This is a genomic window from Rhizobium sp. BT-226, assembly GCF_025847085.2.
GTDB classification, from domain to species: Bacteria; Pseudomonadota; Alphaproteobacteria; order Rhizobiales; family Rhizobiaceae; genus Rhizobium; species Rhizobium sophorae.
The window spans coordinates 1,131,006-1,150,934 of sequence record NZ_JAOYTI010000001.1 but is presented as its reverse complement, the minus strand read 5'-3'; the positions used below and the strand labels follow the sequence as shown (position 1 = coordinate 1,150,934).

Below are 19,929 nucleotides of genomic sequence, written 5' to 3'. Positions count from 1 at the left end.
CGACCGCGAGAGCCGTGATTTCGCTGCGTCGCAAAGCTGACGAGACAAACTGCTCTGGACGGCGGTGAAAGGATTTGCAATCCACGTCGATTAGGCCTCCTCGTGCTCTTCCTCCTCGCCCGATTTGATACCCCAGATAATATCGAAAAGACTTTTCGCCTTCGTCTTACCGTGAATGAGTTCGCCAATTTGGCGACTCCAATCACGATCGTTAACCTTCTGGGAGAACACCGCCCAAGCACCTTGTAGCTTTTCCTTCGTGCTATCAGCAGCATTGCGGATGAAATCCCCGAGCTTCTTCCTCCCGAGATCCTGAAAGGCTTCTAGCGCAACGAGATTGTTGCCCTCGACGGCTGAGCAGAGGAGATGCCGAACAAGGTTGTCTTTCTCCGCACTAGTGAAACGATCTCCAGTGCTCAGCATTTGCGCAAGGATCTTGGGGAAGCTGCGAGTAGCAATCCCGAGTGTGTCAACGCTGACATCCTTTAAATTTTCGCGCAACGTTCGGAAAAAGTCCGGTTGGAACCTCTTGTCTATCGCGTCCAGCAAAAGATCATAGTTGACAGTGGAATCAGACGGTGAAATTCGGCCGCCAAGAATGGACAACAAGAACTCACCAAGCATCGACCTGAAGTTTGTATCCGTGAACTCCATACCAGATGTATTGATCTTCGCGGACAGGATTTGGTATGTCGCGTCACCCATCGAGAAGTGTTGGGGCCACTCGCTTGCCGGGATCTCATACAGTAGTTTGGCTACTCGAACGTGGAATTTGTCCCAGCGATCTTCCTCAAGTCCGAACGAGTCTTTAATAAGCTCAACAGGGCAGGCGTCGAGCTTGATCTCGGCCAAGTTCGAATCGGATATTTTCGTGTGAAACCGCTTCAAAAACAGCAGGAAATCTTTACCGAGCAAATCGCGGAGATAGATGTAGCTTTCCGACAAGATGGAGAAATTAAACCTTGGGAGTTCACCCTCGGTTAGAGCTGCTACTATAATCGGGGGCAAGAGCGTGTTGCCTGGAGTGGTTTTGGAGACGGTAATAAGCCCAGTTACAATAGCTGCCCCTTTCGCGAGCGACGCAATCGTTGAATTCTGCTCTGGAGACAGCGCCAGCGATCCCTCAAAGAACTGCTCGAACCAATCGTATTCAGCCGAACTGACAGCTGTACGCGTCCCGTTCGGTGTGGCTTTGGTCGGTGTAGGCAGGCCGTCAGAAACAAACCATTGCAGGGCTAGGAACATTGTCGACGCGACAAGAAGATCGTCATTCTTCTGCGCCACGCTCCGCAGGTTGATGTAGAACTGCACTTCGCCGAAAAGCTCCGCCATCGCCCCGACGCCTCGTGCGGCCTTTGGCAAGAAGGCGTTGAGTTCAGCCAGCAACGCCAATCGTGAGCGAAAGTGGTCCCCGTCGATCTCGTCTTCGACCAAGTGGGCTCCAATCGCCCTAATAACCCCCACCCACTGTTCATTCGTGACCAGGCCGGTCCTGATAAAAAACTTCGAGCGCCTTTCTGGATGCCTCTGGATATTCTGTTGTTAGTGACTGAAGGACTTCAGGTTCCTTGGATACATCTGGCCGCTGGTATTTTAGCCCGAAATCGACCCCCTGAGCGCCGGCACTTGCTGCCACTCCGAACATAAACCGCGGATCTCTTGACATAGAGCTATTACCGATGGCTCCGTCAAAAACGTCGGACGCGCTGCGAGAACTGAGAGCGGCCTTCAAATGCCCCAGATACGCTGCCCAATTCTGACCGTGCTCGACAGTGAACGGCGTGGGGTCTGCGGAGGGTTTGCTCACTGCCGCTAACAGGTTTGCGGTAAGTGCCGGAAGCTGGTCTTTCTCGGCAAGTTCATAGATCCTGAGTAGCGGCTTGTATTCCTGCTCGATCAGTGAAATTGGCGGACTATCACGGAAAGCGTCGACGAGGGTCTTCGATGTGTGCTTCGTCGAATCCCCGTCATGGGTAGCCACGAGATCCGCGAAATTGCTGAGCACAAAACCGAATTCCTTGCTACTACGCCAACCTTCGATATTGTCCTGCAAGACGTCGTTTACCCGGATATCGAAGCCCGGGGCCTTGGAGATCGCAAGAAGTTCCGCGTTTGATTTCGCGGCTGCAGCTTCCCGGATCTTGTCATCCAGCAATAGCTGCAATGCCAGCTGCGGCTCCACATTAAAGATCATCGCAGCGAGATTTAGGTCGAGCTCTATATCGGCCGCTATCGCCCTAACCCTCGTGTCGATCGAATTAGACTTCGTGACAAGCTGAGGGTTCTTCTCGAGATCATCCTGATAGGCGATATACACCGCCACGGTCGGCAGCTTGAACCTTCTATCATGAAGAACATAAATGCCCGTAAGCTCGTTGATAAAGGAGATGATCTGTCTCGGGGTGGCGTAGCCTGCTTCGCTTTTGAGAATTCGGTCGAAGATCAGGTAAACGCGAAACAGGTCATCGGGCGATGTGAAGTCCGGAAGCGCCTGGCTGATTTTATCCATGAAGAACTCGCGGGAGTTCGACATGACGGGCGGGGAAACTGTAAGTATTTCATCGAACGTCTTGGAGAATATCTCTCGGGACGCGAGCGATGAAATGGACGCCCGCTCGATATTCATATCCGTTTGCGCAGAACCCTTCTTGTCAGATGTGGGTTCTTTGTATCCCTCTTCGATCATACGACGGTCGTAAGGTACGATAGCAGTAACAGGATTCGAGCTGCCTGACTTTCTTGCCAGCGGCCCGCTCGAGAATACAGCGCGGACCTGGGCCCAATACTCATTTATCTCCTTCCGGGGAAGTCGATCGATGTTGTCCAGCACAAGCACGACACGCGACTTCTCGGACTGGATCTGGCTTAGGATCTCTCGAAGAATGCTCTGGAACTCGAAATCGTTGGGATCGGTCTCACGAATATACTGCGTAACCTTCTGATCCTCGTACTGTTTGGAGCTGATGAGAAGGACCCGCGAAAGCTGCTCCCGGTATTTTGATAGTCCGGATCGCCAATGACTCCAGTCCCAAGTTCCCGAAGAACGGACCGCGCGCCAGAGTGCCAGGAGGAATGGAATGACCACCAGCGCACCTAGCAGCTGAGCTGGCTTCGTCCAGATAAACGCGGAGCGAGGTTTCACTTCATCGAAGACCTGCTTTGCCCAGATGTAAAATAGTGGGAGGAGCGGAACCAGCACCACCACGATGACACCCCACCAGTCCAGGATCGACTGATTGTTCGACTGAACCTGTCGGATCTTTCCTTTGACCTTCCGCTCGATCTCCTCGAGCGGTTTCTCTTCCTTTGGAAAGGTTACCTTGGCCCAGTCCAGGAAGTGTTCGAGAAAAGACCGCCGGAATGAAGAGCCTTGAGATTGCCAGATGTCGAAGGCAAAGAAGCTGAAAGTGACACCCGTTTTCTTACCTTCGAGCTCGAGTTTTTTCCGTGCGATCTCGACAACCGTCGATTTGCCACTACCCCATGGCCCGTCCAGTCCGATAGCGCGGTCCTTGCCGCCGAAACGCTTGATCGCACTGACGAGGGCCTCAGCCGTCCGGTCGTGGCCCTTCCCCCGAAACATATCCTGCCCCGCAGGCTCATCGTAAATAATATTCCGGGTTGCGGGCTTCGTGGTCATTTCGAGTTTTCCAAAAATAAAGTTGGGTAGGTGCAAAATGAAAATAGAAGTTGCTTCGAGTTCCGACAATAATTCACGCAGGGGTTACGGCGGATAATCACAGTTTTCGTCGTTGTCAGTGCGTCACGAGCAATTGCGGATTTCTTCCTCGTGGCGGGCAGTGTGCATGGTCGCAAGATGTATGAGATCATGCGTTACTGGGATGACAATCTTCCTGAATGGAGTGCGGAGGAGCAGGCCTTCGCGGCGGCGTGGCGTGCCGGCCGGGCGGGATTTGCTGGATGGGAAGAAGCCGGTGAGAGGGAGGCTGGAGCTGGAGGGTGAGGTTGCGGCGTGCCTAAGGGCGATATGTGACAGTGTGTCGAGTGTGCTGGCAACGGGATCTCACGATCAATCAGTTGCCCCAGCCAACTTCGAACCGATCAAATCGAACTTCGCTCAACGGCTGGTTGGAGGGGCTCAGCCTTACCGAACGAAGAACGAGATGAAGCTCGGGGGAATAGTATTGTTCGAAAATAATCGGAGGCAATCCTGTCAGTTCCAGACGGCTGTTAATGGCCCAAACCTTGTAGGAACAAGATGAAATCGGTTCCTCTCCCAAGCCGTCGAACCGAATAACAGTCGTGCCCGAAACGGATTTTTTGCCATTGATGAAAAGCGTCGTGTCGGATTGCCAGTTCTTCTTCTGTGGCAGATCGTCCAACGCAATCGCATTCGCGTATTTCAGCTCATGCTTCCCGTTGGGACCAACTCTCTTTTCGACGAGCAAGGGGTGCAGATATACAGCCGACACCGGCTGCAGTGAACGGTTACGCTCCACCAGCTTTTGTTCGGTGAGACGCGGACCGTCCGGCTTGTAGAATAGGGAAAGGAAAGGCACTTCTCTGGTCAGCAGCACGCCCTGTTTGGTCTCATTGGCGGTTAAGCAATTGCCAAAGGCTGGCACCGCTAAAGTTATTCCGACCAGTAGCGACAAACTTCTTAGCAAGATTGACATTCGAGGTACCCCCTTATCCAAATCCGCTACCATGCTGGGATGAAATTGCTCCATCTTGGTCAAGCCGTCCCGGCATCGCCACGGCGTAGTGTTTCATGAGGCTTCAGCACAAATGTGTTTTGGGGATAGGATTGTGGAATGAAACAGCTGCTTACGACAACCTTGCTGTTCATTTTCACTGCTCTGGCGAGTGCGCATGCTTGCGCGGTGCCCCGGCTAGTTTTCTCTGGTCTGTTCGAGGCTGATGTCATCATCCGCGGGACTTTCATCAACTATGAAGTCCTGAAGATGCATTCGAAGGCGCGGGTGACGTTCGAGGTAAGGGAGATTTTGAAGGGCAGTGCCGGACATGGGGAACTCTCTGCCATCTGGGAGCATTCGAATGTCCCTGATCGCTGGAATGGCCCCAAAGATGCTATCGTCGCCTTGCGGCGGAGTGGATCTGCCGAAGCGGACTATGTGATCGTACAGCCAAGATGCGGCTTAGCAGAGATATCTGGAGCGAAGGATAAACGCACCATCGTGAGAGTCATCGGCAGAATGAGCAAATAAAGGCTAGCAGTATGATGCTGAACCAGGCCGGCGCTGACCATGTGAAAGAGGCGTTTGCCGATCTGAAAGCTGAGCTGGCCGATGCGTAAAGGCCGATGAGGAAGGCTGGGGTCGCCGAGGGAATTAGAGCCGCCGGGGCAATTGGGACTGTGGGGAAATTGCAAAAAAAGAGCATTTCCGCACTCAAACAAAACGGAAATGCTCTCTTAGTTTAGTGCGGAGCTATACTTGTCAGCTCCACACTGCTCGCACCTGAATTCGCGGCTATTCGTCTGATGTCGCCGGCGCGGCGTTCTCCAGCGAGGTGCGAATTTGATCGATCTTCCCATTTGCGTCGCCAACCCCGAGAATGGTTTTGGCCTGGTTCAGAACCGCCGGACTGACTTCACCGGTTTTCGTTGCGGAAGCCAATGCGTCCTCCAGCGCCTCGTCCCCCAACAGAGGGTCATCGGGTGCGGGCTCGGTTCCATTGTCGAGTTCGTATTGGGCATAAGCCACGGCATAGGCCGCGATGGCGGTCATGCGTGGGTCCGACGTATGCATCAACGCCTTGTAATTCCGCTTCAGAGAGTTCAGGCCCGCAAGTTGCGCCGACAGGTTTTTCTCTTTCGTGACGGTTTTGGTCTTGTCAGCCTTGGACTTGCTGCCTGCTTCGGTGGATTTGCCTTTCACGCCTGAGGATTTGGCGCTGCCATGGGTTGCACCGCTGCGATGGTTTGAACCACTGCCCTGGTTGCTGCTGCCGTGGCTGCCGCTGTTTCCGTTGCCGCCGCCGTTGCCACCACCATTTCCGCCGCTGTTGCCGCCGTCCTTTGCGAGCACTGTTATGTCGAAGCCTGCAATGGTTGCCGGGCTTGCTGCAAGGGCCAGCGAGAGTGCGGCCAAGGACGCCAAAGTTGCTATCCGCATCATTTTCCTCCGGATCGGATCATCAAACGCGGTGTCGGTGCATCGCGCTTGAGAGGTCAGAGGTTAGACCTTGATTGCATCTTCCACATCGGTCCGAGGTCCGATGTCGGTCGGACTATGGTCCTAAACAAATTGAAATACTTAACAAATCCACATCATCAGCCGGGCGCCGGCGTGAGGCGATATCTGTGCGGTAAGCGAAGACTGATGCTTTCACGCAAGCGTCCCGATTGGGCCGAAGGAGAAATTACGCCAAGCGCAGATCGACAAGCGGGTGTAATTTCTTGAGATTCGGCAGGGATTTCGCTTGCCAAGGATATTGGCTGGTGCCTTTGACGACGAGCAGGAGGTCGCCCATCTTTCTGGCTTCGATCGTCAGCTTGGCCAGGAGATTTATGCCAGAGGAATTGAGGAACTCGAGACCCGTCAGGTTGAACGTCACCTGTTTGTGCCCCTCATGGAGCAGGCCTGATATCAATGAGTAAATGGGCGCATAGGCGTCCGGTCCCGCCAGCCGGAACACGCCATCGAAATAGACCTCGTTTTTCTCAGCCCATACACGGAAGTTTTCGTCGCTGATTTCCATTCTTCGCTCACAGATTGGAGGAGGGCGGCATCGCCACAGCTGCAGTCGTCGTCAGTATGATACGCTCGTCATTATTGCCTTCGAATGCCCATGCCATTTTTGCGTCGTAGTCGCTCAGAAGGGTAAGCAACCCCAAGCCCGAACCGCTTTCTGCCGATATGGCATTGGTTTCGATTTGCTCAAGAAGAAGTTCCCCGGGGTCCCTCGATTGAAGGCGATGCAGCAGTTGCTGAAAGCGAAAGGATGTCACGCCATCGATCGTGTTCTTCACCCTAATGAAAAAAGTACCGTCGAATATGCCGGCTTCAATGAGGATCTCCCCAGGCTGTCGAAACTTAACGGCATTTTCGATCAACTCATTGCTGAGATATCCGATGTCATGATGCGCCTGCACATAGTCTTTTCTTGAACGAGAATATCGCAGAGCCATGACCTCCGCTATAAAGTCCGAAGTCATTCCTGAATGCTTCCATCCAAGCTGAAGCGGTCCGTCGCTTAAGGTGAGGCGAGTACTTGAATCCAAGCTTATGCCCGCCAGAGATTCGATACCATATACCGTTGGCGTCATGTCTCACCTATGTCGCACTGCGAGAAGCGTGATGTCGTCGTAAATCTTCTGCGATCCGATGAAGAGCATCAATGTCGCTACAATTCCGGAAACGACTTTCTCGGCGCTTTGATCCTTCAGGCGCAGTGCTTCGCGGCACAGACGTTCGATGCCAAAGAGTTCTCCAGCGTCGTTTTCGGCTTCTGTCACACCATCCGTATGCAGGAGTATGAGGTCCCCCTTCTCGAACGCTATTTCGCGGGTTTTAATGAACGCGGAAATATCGGCTTCCAGCCCGATCGGTATCCCCAGATCCATGGTGTCTATGCGTTCGATCTCACCGTTTGCCCGCACGACGACAACTTCCTCGTGTTGTCCCGACAGGATCATCTCTTTTCCGTCGTAGTCAAGAAACGCCAGAGTGAGATGTTTGTCGATTTTCGTCCTCACTATATTTTTGAACAAGGCGCTGTTCAGGTTCGTGAGAAATTTGACGGCATCGGTGTTTCCCGCTTCCTGCAGGGCACGGGCGACGGACTGAACCATCAACATCAACACGCCGCTTTCGAGCCCATGTCCGGTGACGTCGCCGATGCCGATCTTCAACCGGCTTCCGTTCTTCAATACGTCATAATAATCGCCGCCGACTTCTTCCGCAGGTCTCATATAGGCGGCGATCTCGAGCGCCTGAAAGTCCTCAAGCTCCTGATGCAGCGGAAGAACCATGAGCTGGATTCTCTCGGCGACGGCCAGCTCTGTTCCAAGACGTCTATTTTCTCGCTGGAGCTGTGCGTTCAGGGTCGAAATCTCTTCCTTGGCATCCTCGATCTGAGCGGTTCGCTCCTCGACGAGCTGTTCGAGATTTTCCGTGTGATAGCTGATCTCCTCGGCCATCCGATTGAATGCTTCACCGGCCTCTCCGACCTCATCTTTGCTGGCGATGGCCACCCTGACCGAATAATCCTTCGCCTGAATCCGCTTGGCGGCATCTGCAAGTGCACTGATTCCGCTCGTTATTCGTTTCGAAACCGCAATTACTGCTATAGCCACAACAAGCAGTGACATTAGGATCGCCAGGATTTGGTAGATCACGATCCGGTTGGTAGCTTCCGAAATTTTGGCTTGGGCCGCATAGAGGGAGGCCTGGATTTCTCGTTCAGGCACAACTACTCCAAGAGACATCGCCTCCTGCCGAACCGGGCCGCTGGACCAGAGATTGGTCGCGGGGAGTTTCTTGACGATAACGATATAGGGGACCTCGTTACCCTCCTGCTGCAACAACAAATGTTGGATGCCCAGTTCGCGATCAAGGGCCAGTTTTGCTATCGCAGGCTGGGAGCTTCCCTTCAGGGAGCGCTCCAGGCCGGTCAAGGCGCTGGCTCCGCTCGCATCGCTCGCAGAACGCAGACCGAGGGTTTTTTCTCCTGTGCTGTTGATCGCCACAACGTTTCCGTCGGACATTGCGAGAAATCCAAAGCCGGACTGGGCCACTTTCACATTCTCAACAATCTGCGCGAGCTGGTCGAGTGTGATGTCCGCGCCAGCCGTCCCGGCGACATCCTGCCGGTCGGCTGTCCACAATGGATGAAAGAAACTGACGATCAGCTTTCCGGTAATGGCATCGGTATATGGAGCGGTCTGCGTGATATCGTCGGCGACCGGCCGCGTTTTCGCGTCCTTGGCCCAGCTCTGCCAGGACTCGTAAAGCCCGGGGAAAAAGAAGTCCCAGAAATCGGCTTCGTTGTGCCCCGAATAAAGGCGATCGAAGGTTTGAGCCTGGTCTGTGTAAGGCGCCGTCCTGAAGATTGGCCGTTCTTTCGGTCCGATGTAGTACATCTGCAGCTTGGAAGCGCCGTGCTGCAGCAGGCTCGGCGCAACGATGTCGAGAACCGCGCTCGTCTCTAGATCGCGCTGGATGTCGGGTTTCGGCCGATGGTCAGGTCCGAGCAAGTAACCCCAGACGCTCACAACCGAAGCGGAGCCGGGCAGGTTCTGAGACCATTTTCCCTTCTCGTCGTAAACAAGGCTGACGCTGCCGGGAGATGTGCGGGCGATCGCCGCGCCGACGTCGGAATTGCGCTCGGGATCGTCGATCTGCGCCTGGAGCACACCCGCCAAGGTGCCGACATCGTTATGAACCTGCCTCAGGAGCAGACTCACCTGTGCCGCGGTGGAATCGGCATATGTGCGGATGTATTCCTGGCTTGCTGCTTCAAGACCCTGCCCGACTTCGAGGGTCGCGTCGCGCGACAACCTCTGAACGTTCCAAAGCGCCAGTCCACCGCTGACCAGCAAGTCAAAGAGAACGGCTCCACCGACGACCAAGATGAACTTCGCCCGAAACGAGCCTAGTCTTGCCGGTCTTTTCGAGGAGCTCCCGTCCATCACAGCGGCTTTCGGCCGGAAGCTGCCCAGATCGGCCAGCCTGCATAACCCTTGGGGTGAAGCGCAGCAAAGACATGATCTTTGAATCCTTGCCGGAACCTGCGAATGAAATCTGACGAGTCGCCCCGTCGAACGGCCATCTCACCCGCGTAGACATTTTCCCAAGCTTCGATGATGTCTGCGAAGTCCTGGGGATCTCCGTCAAGATTCGTGACCATAAAGGAATCAACCTTGATGTTATCGAACCCTGCATCGGCGAGGAGGTGGCGGCTTTTCGGCCCCATCTCGACATCCATGTCGAAGTGCTTGAACAGTTTGGCGACTTCTTCGTAAGTCCATTTTATGGAATCAGCATGCGGCTCGCCGAGACAATGCGAGTTTTTTTCGTTCGTGATGTAGACACGGCCGCCAGGCTTGCAGATGCGGTAAAGCTCCCGCAGGAGCATCTCGGGACGGTTGAAAATCTGCAGCGAATGACGGCAGGTCACAAAGTCGAATTGATTGTCTCGCAGCAGCATTTGGGAAGCGTCACCATAGGTGTATTCGATTCCCTGCAGATCGAAGTCGGTGGCGACCCTGCGCGCATATTCGAGGCTGCGCACCGAATGATCCAGTGCGACAAGGCGTGCCGGTTTAAATTCCCGTTGAACCAAGGCCGCGAAATCACCTATTCCGCAACAGATATCGGCGATGACAAGACCGCTGCGCAGGCCGTGGCGCGGCAGCAATTCGCGTTCGTGCCTCCATGTCATTTTCGTCTGGGTACGGAGAATGGGAATGAAAGTCTCATCCTCGACAAAGCTCTGGCCCGGATAGAATGCCGAATCGTAGACCTCGACCGACAAGTTTGGTTGTGATGCCGCAAGCGTTTGGAATAACGAGGTCGACCATGCCACCACGCTCGACGTAATGATGACGATCTTCCGCTCCGGTCTGGTCCGGCAGCTTGCCGCGAGAACATCGGACAGGGCGGCGAAGGCGGTCATGTTGATGTGCGTCAGACGTTTGACGTTGAGGTAAACGACCCCGCCGTATTTTCCCAAACTTTGCTGCACCAGCTCGAGCGCATCGCCAATCTCGGCGGGACTTTCGGGCCGCATCTTGCCAGACAGCACCAGCTCCTGATTTGTCGGATCAAAATAAACCGTAAAGGGTCGCAGCAGCAGGTTCATCGGAAGTCCTCGGCCGAGGGGAAATCCGCAATGATCTGAATCCCTTGTCCGCCGTCTTTCTCAATTCGGATAGCGGCGCGGAATATTGTTGCCAAATCGCTGAGCAAAACCGTCCCATCGGATTTCATGACCAAGTATCCAGACTCGGTATCGGGGACAGGCAGGTATTCGGCTGATCTCGCATTCGTGTGTTTGCGGCCAAATGCTTCCTCGCCGGGGAACGCAATTCTCAGCCGATTGAATGCCGCGCTCCGATAGAGACTGAAACGTATCCTTCCCAGGTCACTTGTTGAACGGAAAGCGAGCTCAATGAGCTCGTTGGCCGCGACGGAAAGAAAATTCGAATATCGAGCGGGATCGTGGTGACCCTGGCCGAGAATGTCCGAGAGATATTCCGTAATCCGGTCGCAAAACTGCCATCGAGATTTGAACATCGCAACGTTCATTTCCAGCGATACCATCGGCGCAAATGCATGGTCATCGAAGCCAGGTGCTTCCTCTTCCAATAGACCCTCCATTCGTTTGCCTGCGGCGTCAGGTTGATGCATGCCAATCACGAAAAACACGGCGAAATCGGTTGTTCACTGCTGTAGGGCGTGGCTTAGGGATGTTTCCGCCCGGGTGATGAACTCGTCAATGGCTTCGACTGGAAGCGGCCTGCTCACCAAATAGCCTTGAAGCCTGTCGCAGCCCACACCGCGCAACCATTCCGCCTGGCCTGGCGTCTCAACTCCTTCGGCTGTCACCTGCATGTCGAGGTCATGTGCGAGGTTAACGATGCAGCGGACGATTGCCTGGCTTTTCAGATCGCTTTCGAGGTCGGTGATAAAATATTTGTCGATTTTGATCGTGTCGAAAGGGAATGTCTTCAGATAGCTGAGCGAAGAATATTCGGTCCCGAAATCATCAAGCGAGATTCTTATCCCCAGCACGTTGAGAGTATTCAGGGTGTCGATGTTGTTGACGGTGCGCTCAAGCAGCACGCTTTCGGTTATCTCAAGCTCCAGACGGTCGGGTGGCAAGCCGACTAGGTCGAGCGTCTGGGATACCCGATCGGTGAGGCCGCTTGTCAGGAATTCAGCCGCGGACAAATTGACCGCAACTAGGTAGTTCTGCGGCCACTTCATCGCCTCGCGGCAGGCCTGCTCTAAAACCCACGCACCTATTTCCGGCATCATTCCATCGGCCTCGGCCATCGGGATAAATGCCGCTGGCGGAATTTTTCCAAGCAGGGGGTGGTGCCATCTCAGCAATGCTTCGAAGCCGACAACGCAGCCGCTCTCGGCGATGGGTTGGTACTCGACAGAGAACTGCTGTTGGGCCAAGGCCATGCGAAGGCTGCGGCGCAGCAGTTCGCGTTGCTCCAGCGATTCAAGCATCGAGGGATCAAATGCTTTTGCCCGGCCGCGTCCGTCTTTCTTGGCGGCATAGAGTGCGAGGTCGGACGCTTTCATAAGCTGCTCTGGACTTGTACCGTCCGATGGAGCGGCAGATATGCCGATGCTGGTGCCGACGAATACCGCAATGCCATCTATCGTGAAGGGCTTTTTGAATGCAGCAACCAAATCTTCTGCTAGTTGGTGCCCTTTGGCCGGATGTCCCGAGCCCAAGGAAATGACGGTGAATTCGTCACCCGCCAGTCGATAGGCTCTGTCATCGCTGGTTAGGCAGCCTTGAATACGCCTTGCAGCAGATTGAAGAACCTTGTCGCCAGCCGGGTGCCCAAGCGTGTCGTTCACGGGCTTGAAATCGTCAAGGTCGAGTTGCATCAGAGACAGGATCTCATCAGAGCCTGCGGTCTCCCGTAGCAACACAGTCAGGTCTTCGCCGAACTGGCGTCGGTTCGGCAGTCCGGTCAGCGGATCGTGGGTGGCCAGATGCAAAAGGGTTGCACGCTCATCGTCAAGACTTTCCTCGGACCGAACCACGGCAAACAGATCTCCGATCCGATAGATCGTCAGTCCGTGCGACACTGGCGTGCCAAGATCACCCGATATTCGCAAAGGCTGGGCACTGTCGCCCAATGAACGGAGGGCGAGCGTAATCGCCGATTTGTCCAAATCTGGAAAATGCTCCCAAAACGACGCTGCTGGTTTGACAGAAGCAGGCAACTCGTTGCCCAGCAAATTCTCGACGGGATTGAAGTCGCGGTCAAAGAACAAAAGCCGATCGATCGAGCTCAAAGCTTTTGCCTCCGTTTGTCCGAGGGCCGAGGGGGCCGCACGAATTTTCCGCATGTTTGAGGCTCTCCCTAGGCCAAATGTCCTAACCAGATATCGTAGCAGTTCGACTCCCACACAACTTGCGCACGCTGAAATTTACATTAGGCATTTCTGATTAACAACCCCCAAACCGCTGCGCAATTCGCTCACGGATGGCTCATAATGCCTCTCTATCATCGCTGCCTATCTGCATCCATCATCTCGGCGGCGACCCTTCGATGGGCTGCGGACACGAGATCTCACACACCCGATCCGCACTCCGTCATGAACCAGTCGATGAAGCGGCGGACCGGTTTTTTCGCCCAGCTGTTCGATATGACGTAATAACCTTGGTTTTCTGCCGTCGCGATATCGGAAAGCACCAGCAGGTCGCCGCGTTCGATCTCGCGGCGGAACACTTCGACAGGGCAGAGCGCCACGCCGTGGGCGGCGATCGCGGCAGTCGCCAGCATGTTGAAATCCTGGAATATCGGGCCGCGGAGCAGCTCCGGCGCTTTCTGGCCGGCCTTGCGGAACCATTCCTTCCAGCCGTCGACGGATTCGTCGTGCAGCAGGTCGGCGCCGGCGAGCGAGACGTCGTCGATCGCCCAGTTGCGTTTGGCGAGGTAATGGGGGCTGGCGACAGGCTGGTTGCGGCGGGAGAAGAGCAAGCGGCTTTCCCTGCCGCCGCTCAGATCCTCGCCCATGGTGATCAGCACGTCGAGGCTCTCGTCGTCGAAGCGTTCTTCGGCGCGGGCATAGACGATCCTGACGTCGAGATCGGGGTCGCTTTCCTGGAAGGCGGGCAGGGCAGGGACGAGCCAGCGCGATGCGATCGAGGGAATGCAGCCGACGGTGATGGTGCGCATGTCGTGATCGCGCCGCATACTGCCGGTCGCATGCGCGATCGCCGCCAGCGGTCCGGAGACGGCCCGGTAATATTCGCCGCCGGCTGCGGTCAGCGTAATGCCGCGGCCCGATTTCTGCATCAGCTTGCGGCCGAGCCAGGTTTCCAGATGCTTGATCTGATGGCTGATCGCCGCGTGAGTGACGTGCAGCTCGTCGCCCGCCTTCGAAAGGCTCATCAGGCGGGCCGTGGCTTCGAAAGCGCGCAAAGCGTTTAACGGCGGCAACTGCATTTGTAAAATTTCCTCACAGATGACGCAGAAATCATCATTTGAAAATGCCAGTTATTTCAATAGCTAATTGGTGGGGGCGATGAAAATGAATCATCGCTGCATCTTTAATAAATTATCAGGGGAATCGACGATGTTCGTCAGAAATCTGAAAGAGGTGGAGCTCACCGAGCGTTTCGTCGACTGGGGAAACGGCACGAGCCATCGGCTGCTGACCAAGGACGACGGCATGGGCTTTACGGTGTGCCATACCGTCGTTCGCGCCAATAGCGAGGCCCTGCTTCAATACCGCAATCACCTGGAGGCCTGCTATTGCATCAGAGGCGAGGGCGAAGTGGAGGATATGGACGGCAACGTCTTTCCGATCCGCGCCGGCGATATCTACGTGCTCGACAAGCACGACCGGCATTATCTGCGCGGCGGCAAGGATCAGGATCTCGTTCTCGTCAGCATCTTCAACCCGCCGCTGACGGGCACCGAACGGCACGACCTGAACAATAAGAGCGGATCGCAATACTGAACGAGAGCATGATGCCGAAAAGTGTGAGCGGTTTTCGGACGACATCCTCTTCTAGCCGATCTCTTCGTCGACTGCCGAGATGGAAAGCAGGGCCCGGCAAATGGCGGGCGCTGCTTCCGGCGCGAACGGCAAGGCATCCGCACCCTATTCGTGGCGACTTAAGCGCTGCGCGCAGCCTATTGCTGCGGCTGTTGTTGTTGCTGGCCCGGCGGCGGCGTGCCGATCTTTTCCAGAACCTTCTTGGCCAGAGCAGGGTCGCTCTGGGCGGCCGTCAGGATCGACGAGTATTCCTCGACGGAGATGTCGGGAGAAGCTTGGACGGTATCGACCATCTGCTTCTTGGCCTCCTCCTGCAGCTGTTGCTTGGCAGCCTCGTCCTTGGTCGCGCCGATCTTGGCTGAATATTCCTGTCTCACCTTGTCGACCTGCAGATAGGCAACGGCGAAGGCTTCGATTTTCTGATCGCTGACGGGGGCGGCCGCACCGTTGCCGCCGGGCTGTCCCTGCATCGGTGTCTGGCCTTGCGCCGGCGGCTGCGCCTGTGCCGGCTGCTGTTGCGCCTGGGCCATGTCGACAGCGGATGCCGGGCTGAAAGCAAGCAGACTGAAGACTGTCGCGCTCAATGCTGCGACAGATGTGTAACGAGTGATCATATTCATTCCTCTTCAAGTGCATGATTTGATTGGCAGCAAGACCGCCTCGGTCGATCGCTCAGCCACTCAAAGGCTGGGCGAGGTCGCGACGATGGAACCTTTAAGAGGGCACGGTGCGGCGGTAACGGGGCGATTTGCTGACGATTGAGCGGCGGCTTTGTGGCCGTCGGCATTCGACTGATACGGGAAATTCCAACGCGAGCCGGTCAGCCTGGGGTTCTCAGACCGTCCTTTGCAAGCGCGGTGCGCCTTTGCGAGGGGGCGGGGGAGCCAATGCCGGTGTCACGGCAACTGCCCAATCTTGTCTGCGTCTGCTGCGGAGAATAAGCTGATGGGATGATCAAACAGGTTCTCTTCGTCCAAGGCGCCGGCGAAGGTGTCCATGACCACTGGGATGACAAGCTCGTGGCGAGCCTTAAGCGCGAGCTCGGCGGAAACTATGTTGTCCGCTATCCCCGAATGCCCGGCGAAGACAATCCCAGCTTCTCTGCCTGGAAGGCTGCGCTGATGAAGGAATTTGCCTCATTGGAAGACGGAGCAATGCTCGTCGGCCATTCGTTCGGCGGCACCATCTTGATCCATGCGCTTGCCGAGCAGCCGCCGACACCGAGGTTGGGCGGGCTATTTCTCATCGCCGCACCCTTCATCGGCGAAGGCGGATGGCCGAGCGATGACATCGGCGATGCCGAGGATTTCTCGGGGTCCCTTCCGCCCGGCCTTCCCGTCCGTCTCTATCATGGGACTGATGACGACGAGGTGCCCACGGCTCACGTCCATCTGTACGCGAAAGCGATTCCGCACGCCGTGGTCCGCACGCTAGACGGCAGGGATCACCAGTTCAATGATGACATGAGCGAGGTCGCCCGAGATATCGTTTCGTTTTGTTAGGCTTTCACTTAAGCAATTCTATCAAACATCACGCGAGAAAGCTTGTTTCCCAGCGGAGCCGCTCTATGTGCTCACCCGTTTCAGCATGAGATCTGCAGGCAGTATTCACCGTAAAACCGGATGCCGACGGCGTTGTCCGCCGGCCGGCTTTGAAGGAGCTGAGCAATGAAAATTCTCATGGTTCTCACATCGCATGATCAACTGGGAAACACCGGCAGGAAGACGGGTTTCTGGCTCGAGGAACTCGCCGCCCCTTACTTTGTTTTCCGTGGCGCCGGGGCCGACATCACGCTCGCTTCGCCGAAGGGCGGCCAGCCTCCACTCGATCCGAAGAGCAACGAATCGGCATTCCAGACGGAAGACACGCGACGGTTCGAGCGAGACCAGGCGGCAACTGCTGCGCTCGCCAACACCCTGAGGCTGTCCGACATCAAGCAGGCGGACTATGACAGCGTGTTCTTCCCCGGCGGGCACGGCCCGCTTTGGGATCTGACGAACGACCGCAATGCGCTGTCGCTCATCGAGGATATGCTTGCGGCGGGAAAACCCGTGGCGCTCGTTTGCCACGCACCGGGAATCCTGACGAATGTGAAGGCAGCGGATGGAAAGCCCATCGCCAAGGGTCGTGCCGTCACGGGATTCACCGATTCCGAAGAAGAAGCCATGCACCTCGTCGAGGTCGTTCCCTATCTGCTCGAGGACGTGCTGAAGGAGCAGGGCGCAAAGTTTTCGAAGACGGGGGATTGGGGCGTGCATGTCGTCCAGGATGGCCTGCTGATCACCGGCCAAAACCCGGCTTCGTCAAAACAGGGCGCCCGGACGCTGCTCGACACCTTGAGAAAGCAGGCCGCGGCTTAAGGGCTTCGGCCTTGGGCACGATGGCCACCCACGGGGAGGCGAGATTTCCTCACTCGGCTCGTGCCCACGTGTCGATTCAAAGAGTTAGAGCGTCCTTGTGCGTCCGCAGGGACGCTCGGCGATCTAAGGCCGTGGAGAGCCAACGCAAAAGTTCGAACATGGGATGAGAGGCGCCTGACATGACGGGGAAATATACGGGACAATGCGCTTGCGGCGCAGTGAGATTTGCCTTCGACACGGACCCGAACTTCGTCGCCAACTGCCATTGCCTGGACTGTAAGAGGGCGACGGGCGGCGAGGCCGCGACGTTCTTCGCCGTGCCGCAGGAAGATTTCACCGTGATCGGCGGCAGCCCGAAGGCGTTTCATTATATCGCCGATTCAGGCAAGGGGCTCGACCGCAACTTTTGCCCCGATTGCGGCGCCCGATTGTTCAGCAGCAACCTGGAGAGCTTCCCGGGCCTCGTCTTCGTGACGCTCGGCAGCCTGGACCGGCCCGAACTGATCAAACCGGGGGTCGAGATGTTCACCAGGCGGCGGCTGGCCTGGGCAAGACCGCTCGATGTTCCGCAGTTCGATGGCATGCCCGGCTGAGCCGCCATAGCCCGAGCAATTTTTCTTGAAGAAAAATTCGATCCGGTGTCGGATCAGCCAAGCCACGCCCGTCCTAGGTTCGTCCATTCCATAAATCCAGAAAGGATCACGACCATGCCGAGTACCATACGCTTGCACCGCGTTCTGGCGACCAGCCCGGAGAAAGTCTACCGCGCATTCCTGGAGGCCGACGCGCTTGCCAAGTGGCTTCCGCCGAACGGCTTTCTCTGCACCGTGCATCATTCGGAGCCGGTCGTCGGCGGCACGTTCAGAATGTCTTTCCGCAACTTCACGACGGGCAATAGCCACGCCTTCGGCGGCGAGTATCTCGAGCTCGTCCCCGGCGAACGCCTGCGCTACACCGACAGGTTCGACGACCCCAACCTGCCGGGCGAAATGGAAGTCACCGTGACGCTGAAGAAGGTTTCGGTCGGCACCGAGGTGGATATCGTACAGGCAGGCGTGCCTGACGTCATTCCGCCCGAGGCTTGCTATCTCGGCTGGCAGGAGTCACTGCAAAACCTCGCCAGGGTCGTCGAACCCGACATCCAGGAATAGCGTGAGGACCGCGCCGGCCGGGCGATAATTGCCCGGCATTGGCGCCGGCATCGGCGACATCAATCAATCCTCATGCCGCGTTTGGCGAGCGCGTTGCGGGCGGCCGCAGCGCCCCAGTCGTCGGAAAGGTCCTGCCCGTCGATTTCGGTTTCGGCGATCGGCGTTGCCCGGATCAGCGGCACGGAGCCGAAAGGCAGGCCGTCGATGCGCCCGGCGTCGCGGCTCAGCATGATGCGGGTCATCGGGCGGTAATCCTCGGTCAGCCGGCAGAACAGGATGGCCCCGTGCTTCTCGACATCGCGGGCTACACGATAACCGTCTGCCACGAGGTCTCCGATGTTGATCAGCAGGTTCGCCCAGTTTTCGATCCCGGCCGCATCCAGTGTCTCGGCATCGAATTCCATGAAAAGCTCGCATTCGACGCCGTTCTCCGGCTCGGATATGCCGGCCCAAGGGGTCGACAGCCCGTCGGTGACCAGCGTCAGCCTTCCCGGCGCATGGATGGTGAGGATGCGGCGATGCGGGCCGAACCATTTTGTCTGGGCATAGATATTGGTCGTTGCGCGCTCGACGGCAAAGTCCTCCTGCAGCGTGCCACGGCTCTGCCAGAAGACGCGCCGGACAGCTGCAGCGGTCTCGTAGATCGGGTCGTCGGGGCCGCGCGGCACGATCGTCTGGTCATAGCTGGTTTCGAGCGTGATCTTCGCCTGCATGAACGGAAATTTCGGCTTCTTCCAGCGGATCACCACCTTGTTGAAACGCGGCACCTCTGAGGCTTCGAGCTTTTCGACGACATCCGCGATGATGTCGAGCGGATGCCTGGAATCCTCCGGGACATGCTTTCCCTCGGCATCGAGGTAGCCGCCCGTCCGGGAGGAGTGCCCCGCCTGCATCGTGGTGGCGGTCCAATCGCCGCTGACCGCGCCGGCCGGCGCCTTGCCGAGAGCCGGGGCAAGTTCCCGGATTGCCTCGTCAATCGAATAGGATGCCACGTCCCCCTCCGCCTTCGCCCAAAGATCATATCCCCAGCGGCCGATCGGCCGCGAGCAGAAGCTAGCGCGGAGGCGTCGACGATCAATAGCGGCAGCATCGATCGACGCAGTACTTTGCCGGGATTGCTCTATGCGCCGCAGAGCCTTCTGAATGCGCTCATGGCGGCGGCTGCTCGCGCGCGGATATTCTCGTCCGACGGTTCCGGCAGCGTGCGGTTCACCCGCCTGATCTGCAGATCGCCGATGAGCAGGCTCAGAAACCATTCGGCCGCCACACCTGCCGATGGCGCCGCCAGCGCTGCCGTTTCAAGGCCGCGGCCGATCAGCTTCTCGATCAGCGGAAAGACGCTATCGCGGCCGGCGGCGGCGATCGTCGCTCCCAGTTCGCCGCTTTCGTCGGCGGCGGCGGCCCGGTTCAGGGAGATTGCCTTGTCGCCGAGCAGCATCGAAAGCAGGATCGGCGCGACATGCGCGAGGGTTTCCAGGGGATCCACGTCGCCCCTTATCGCCGCATCGAGGGCCGCTTTCGTCGCCCCGGCATTGCTTTCGACCATCGTCTTGAACAGGCCATTCTTGTCGCCGTACCAGCGATAGAGTGTTTCATTGGAGGCTTTCGCCGCCTTGGCGATGTCGAGCATCGACGTGCTGCGATAGCCTCTTTCCTTCAGAAGCTCGTAGGCCGCCGTCTCGATCTCGGCTTGACGCCTGGTCTTCGTGTCTTCCCGCATTCCGGCCACTCGCA

General features: G+C 56.8%; 20 protein-coding genes and 1 pseudogene. 7 read left to right on the top strand and 14 right to left on the bottom strand.

Annotation, left to right across the window (positions count from 1 at the left end; translation table 11 throughout):
- Positions 1-90: 90 nt before the first annotated feature.
- Positions 91-1,434, bottom strand: a complete 1,344-nt coding sequence (locus OIU37_RS05905; protein WP_264256429.1) for a hypothetical protein — start codon at positions 1,432-1,434, stop codon at positions 91-93.
- Positions 1,435-1,471: 37 nt separating this feature from the next.
- A complete protein-coding gene (locus OIU37_RS05900) occupies positions 1,472-3,640 on the bottom strand; it encodes a KAP family NTPase (RefSeq protein ID WP_264256427.1) in 2,169 nt (722 codons plus the stop codon).
- Positions 3,641-3,793: 153 nt separating this feature from the next.
- Here OIU37_RS05900 and OIU37_RS05895 point away from each other — a divergent pair.
- Positions 3,794-3,898 (top strand): annotated as a pseudogene (locus tag OIU37_RS05895) (dihydrofolate reductase); the annotation flags it as partial.
- Between the two features lie 136 nt (positions 3,899-4,034).
- Here OIU37_RS05895 and OIU37_RS05890 read toward each other — a convergent pair.
- Positions 4,035-4,637, bottom strand: a complete 603-nt coding sequence (locus OIU37_RS05890; RefSeq protein WP_264257454.1) for a hypothetical protein — start codon at positions 4,635-4,637, stop codon at positions 4,035-4,037.
- 138 nt (positions 4,638-4,775) lie between these two features.
- Here OIU37_RS05890 and OIU37_RS05885 point away from each other — a divergent pair, with 138 nt between their 5' ends.
- Positions 4,776-5,189: a hypothetical protein gene (locus OIU37_RS05885; RefSeq protein WP_240602950.1), complete on the top strand. Its 414-nt coding sequence runs from the start codon at positions 4,776-4,778 to the stop codon at positions 5,187-5,189.
- Between the two features lie 264 nt (positions 5,190-5,453).
- On the opposite strand, the gene OIU37_RS05880 is transcribed toward OIU37_RS05885, so the two are convergent.
- From OIU37_RS05880 to OIU37_RS05845, 8 genes are all read right to left on the bottom strand, one after another.
- Entirely contained in the window at positions 5,454-6,098 is a 645-nt protein-coding gene (locus OIU37_RS05880) for a hypothetical protein (protein WP_264257453.1), read from the bottom strand.
- Between the two features lie 247 nt (positions 6,099-6,345).
- Positions 6,346-6,684: a hypothetical protein gene (locus tag OIU37_RS05875; protein WP_017961073.1), complete on the bottom strand. Its 339-nt coding sequence runs from the start codon at positions 6,682-6,684 to the stop codon at positions 6,346-6,348.
- Between the two features lie 7 nt (positions 6,685-6,691).
- Positions 6,692-7,252 (bottom strand): hypothetical protein, encoded by a 561-nt coding sequence (locus OIU37_RS05870; protein WP_264256420.1) that lies wholly within the window; start codon positions 7,250-7,252, stop codon positions 6,692-6,694.
- A 3-nt stretch (positions 7,253-7,255) separates the two neighbouring features.
- On the bottom strand, positions 7,256-9,619 hold the full coding sequence (locus OIU37_RS05865) for a SpoIIE family protein phosphatase (protein WP_264256418.1): 2,364 nt from the start codon (positions 9,617-9,619) through the stop codon (positions 7,256-7,258).
- Positions 9,616-10,788, bottom strand: coding sequence for a class I SAM-dependent methyltransferase (locus OIU37_RS05860; protein ID WP_180694723.1), 1,173 nt, complete (start codon positions 10,786-10,788; stop codon positions 9,616-9,618). Before OIU37_RS05860 ends, OIU37_RS05865 begins: the two co-directional genes overlap by 4 nt.
- Positions 10,785-11,294 carry a hypothetical protein gene (locus OIU37_RS05855; RefSeq protein ID WP_180694724.1) on the bottom strand — a complete coding sequence of 170 codons (510 nt, stop codon included), beginning with the start codon at positions 11,292-11,294 and terminating at the stop codon, positions 10,785-10,787. The genes OIU37_RS05860 and OIU37_RS05855 overlap by 4 nt, the downstream gene beginning before the upstream one ends.
- A 75-nt stretch (positions 11,295-11,369) precedes the next feature.
- Complete coding sequence (locus tag OIU37_RS05850) at positions 11,370-13,025, bottom strand: bifunctional diguanylate cyclase/phosphodiesterase (RefSeq protein WP_264256417.1); 1,656 nt, start codon at positions 13,023-13,025, stop codon at positions 11,370-11,372.
- Positions 13,026-13,249: 224 nt separating this feature from the next.
- A complete protein-coding gene (locus tag OIU37_RS05845) occupies positions 13,250-14,128 on the bottom strand; it encodes a LysR substrate-binding domain-containing protein (RefSeq protein WP_264256416.1) in 879 nt (292 codons plus the stop codon).
- A 130-nt stretch (positions 14,129-14,258) separates the two neighbouring features.
- Between OIU37_RS05845 and OIU37_RS05840 the strand changes: the two genes are divergently transcribed.
- Positions 14,259-14,645, top strand: coding sequence for an ectoine synthase (locus OIU37_RS05840; protein WP_130710439.1), 387 nt, complete (start codon positions 14,259-14,261; stop codon positions 14,643-14,645).
- Between the two features lie 176 nt (positions 14,646-14,821).
- Here the strand turns inward: OIU37_RS05840 and OIU37_RS05835 are convergent, their stop codons facing one another.
- Positions 14,822-15,304 (bottom strand): DUF4168 domain-containing protein, encoded by a 483-nt coding sequence (locus OIU37_RS05835; RefSeq protein ID WP_180694727.1) that lies wholly within the window; start codon positions 15,302-15,304, stop codon positions 14,822-14,824.
- Between the two features lie 330 nt (positions 15,305-15,634).
- On the opposite strand from OIU37_RS05835, the gene OIU37_RS05830 reads away from it, so the two are divergent.
- The 4 genes from OIU37_RS05830 to OIU37_RS05815 all read left to right on the top strand — a co-directional run bounded on the left by OIU37_RS05830 (position 15,635) and on the right by OIU37_RS05815 (position 18,195).
- A complete protein-coding gene (locus OIU37_RS05830; RefSeq protein WP_171602976.1) occupies positions 15,635-16,186 on the top strand; it encodes an alpha/beta fold hydrolase in 552 nt (183 codons plus the stop codon).
- Positions 16,187-16,351: 165 nt separating this feature from the next.
- Positions 16,352-17,044, top strand: coding sequence for a type 1 glutamine amidotransferase domain-containing protein (locus OIU37_RS05825; RefSeq protein WP_171602975.1), 693 nt, complete (start codon positions 16,352-16,354; stop codon positions 17,042-17,044).
- Positions 17,045-17,223: 179 nt separating this feature from the next.
- Positions 17,224-17,637, top strand: coding sequence for a GFA family protein (locus OIU37_RS05820; protein WP_171602974.1), 414 nt, complete (start codon positions 17,224-17,226; stop codon positions 17,635-17,637).
- Positions 17,638-17,751: 114 nt separating this feature from the next.
- Positions 17,752-18,195 carry an SRPBCC family protein gene (locus tag OIU37_RS05815; RefSeq protein WP_168312623.1) on the top strand — a complete coding sequence of 148 codons (444 nt, stop codon included), beginning with the start codon at positions 17,752-17,754 and terminating at the stop codon, positions 18,193-18,195.
- A gap of 59 nt (positions 18,196-18,254) precedes the next feature.
- Here the strand turns inward: OIU37_RS05815 and OIU37_RS05810 are convergent, their stop codons facing one another.
- Positions 18,255-19,187: a hypothetical protein gene (locus OIU37_RS05810; protein WP_171602973.1), complete on the bottom strand. Its 933-nt coding sequence runs from the start codon at positions 19,185-19,187 to the stop codon at positions 18,255-18,257.
- A gap of 128 nt (positions 19,188-19,315) precedes the next feature.
- Positions 19,316-19,915 carry a TetR/AcrR family transcriptional regulator gene (locus OIU37_RS05805; RefSeq protein ID WP_171602972.1) on the bottom strand — a complete coding sequence of 200 codons (600 nt, stop codon included), beginning with the start codon at positions 19,913-19,915 and terminating at the stop codon, positions 19,316-19,318.
- Between the last annotated feature and the right edge of the window lie 14 nt (positions 19,916-19,929).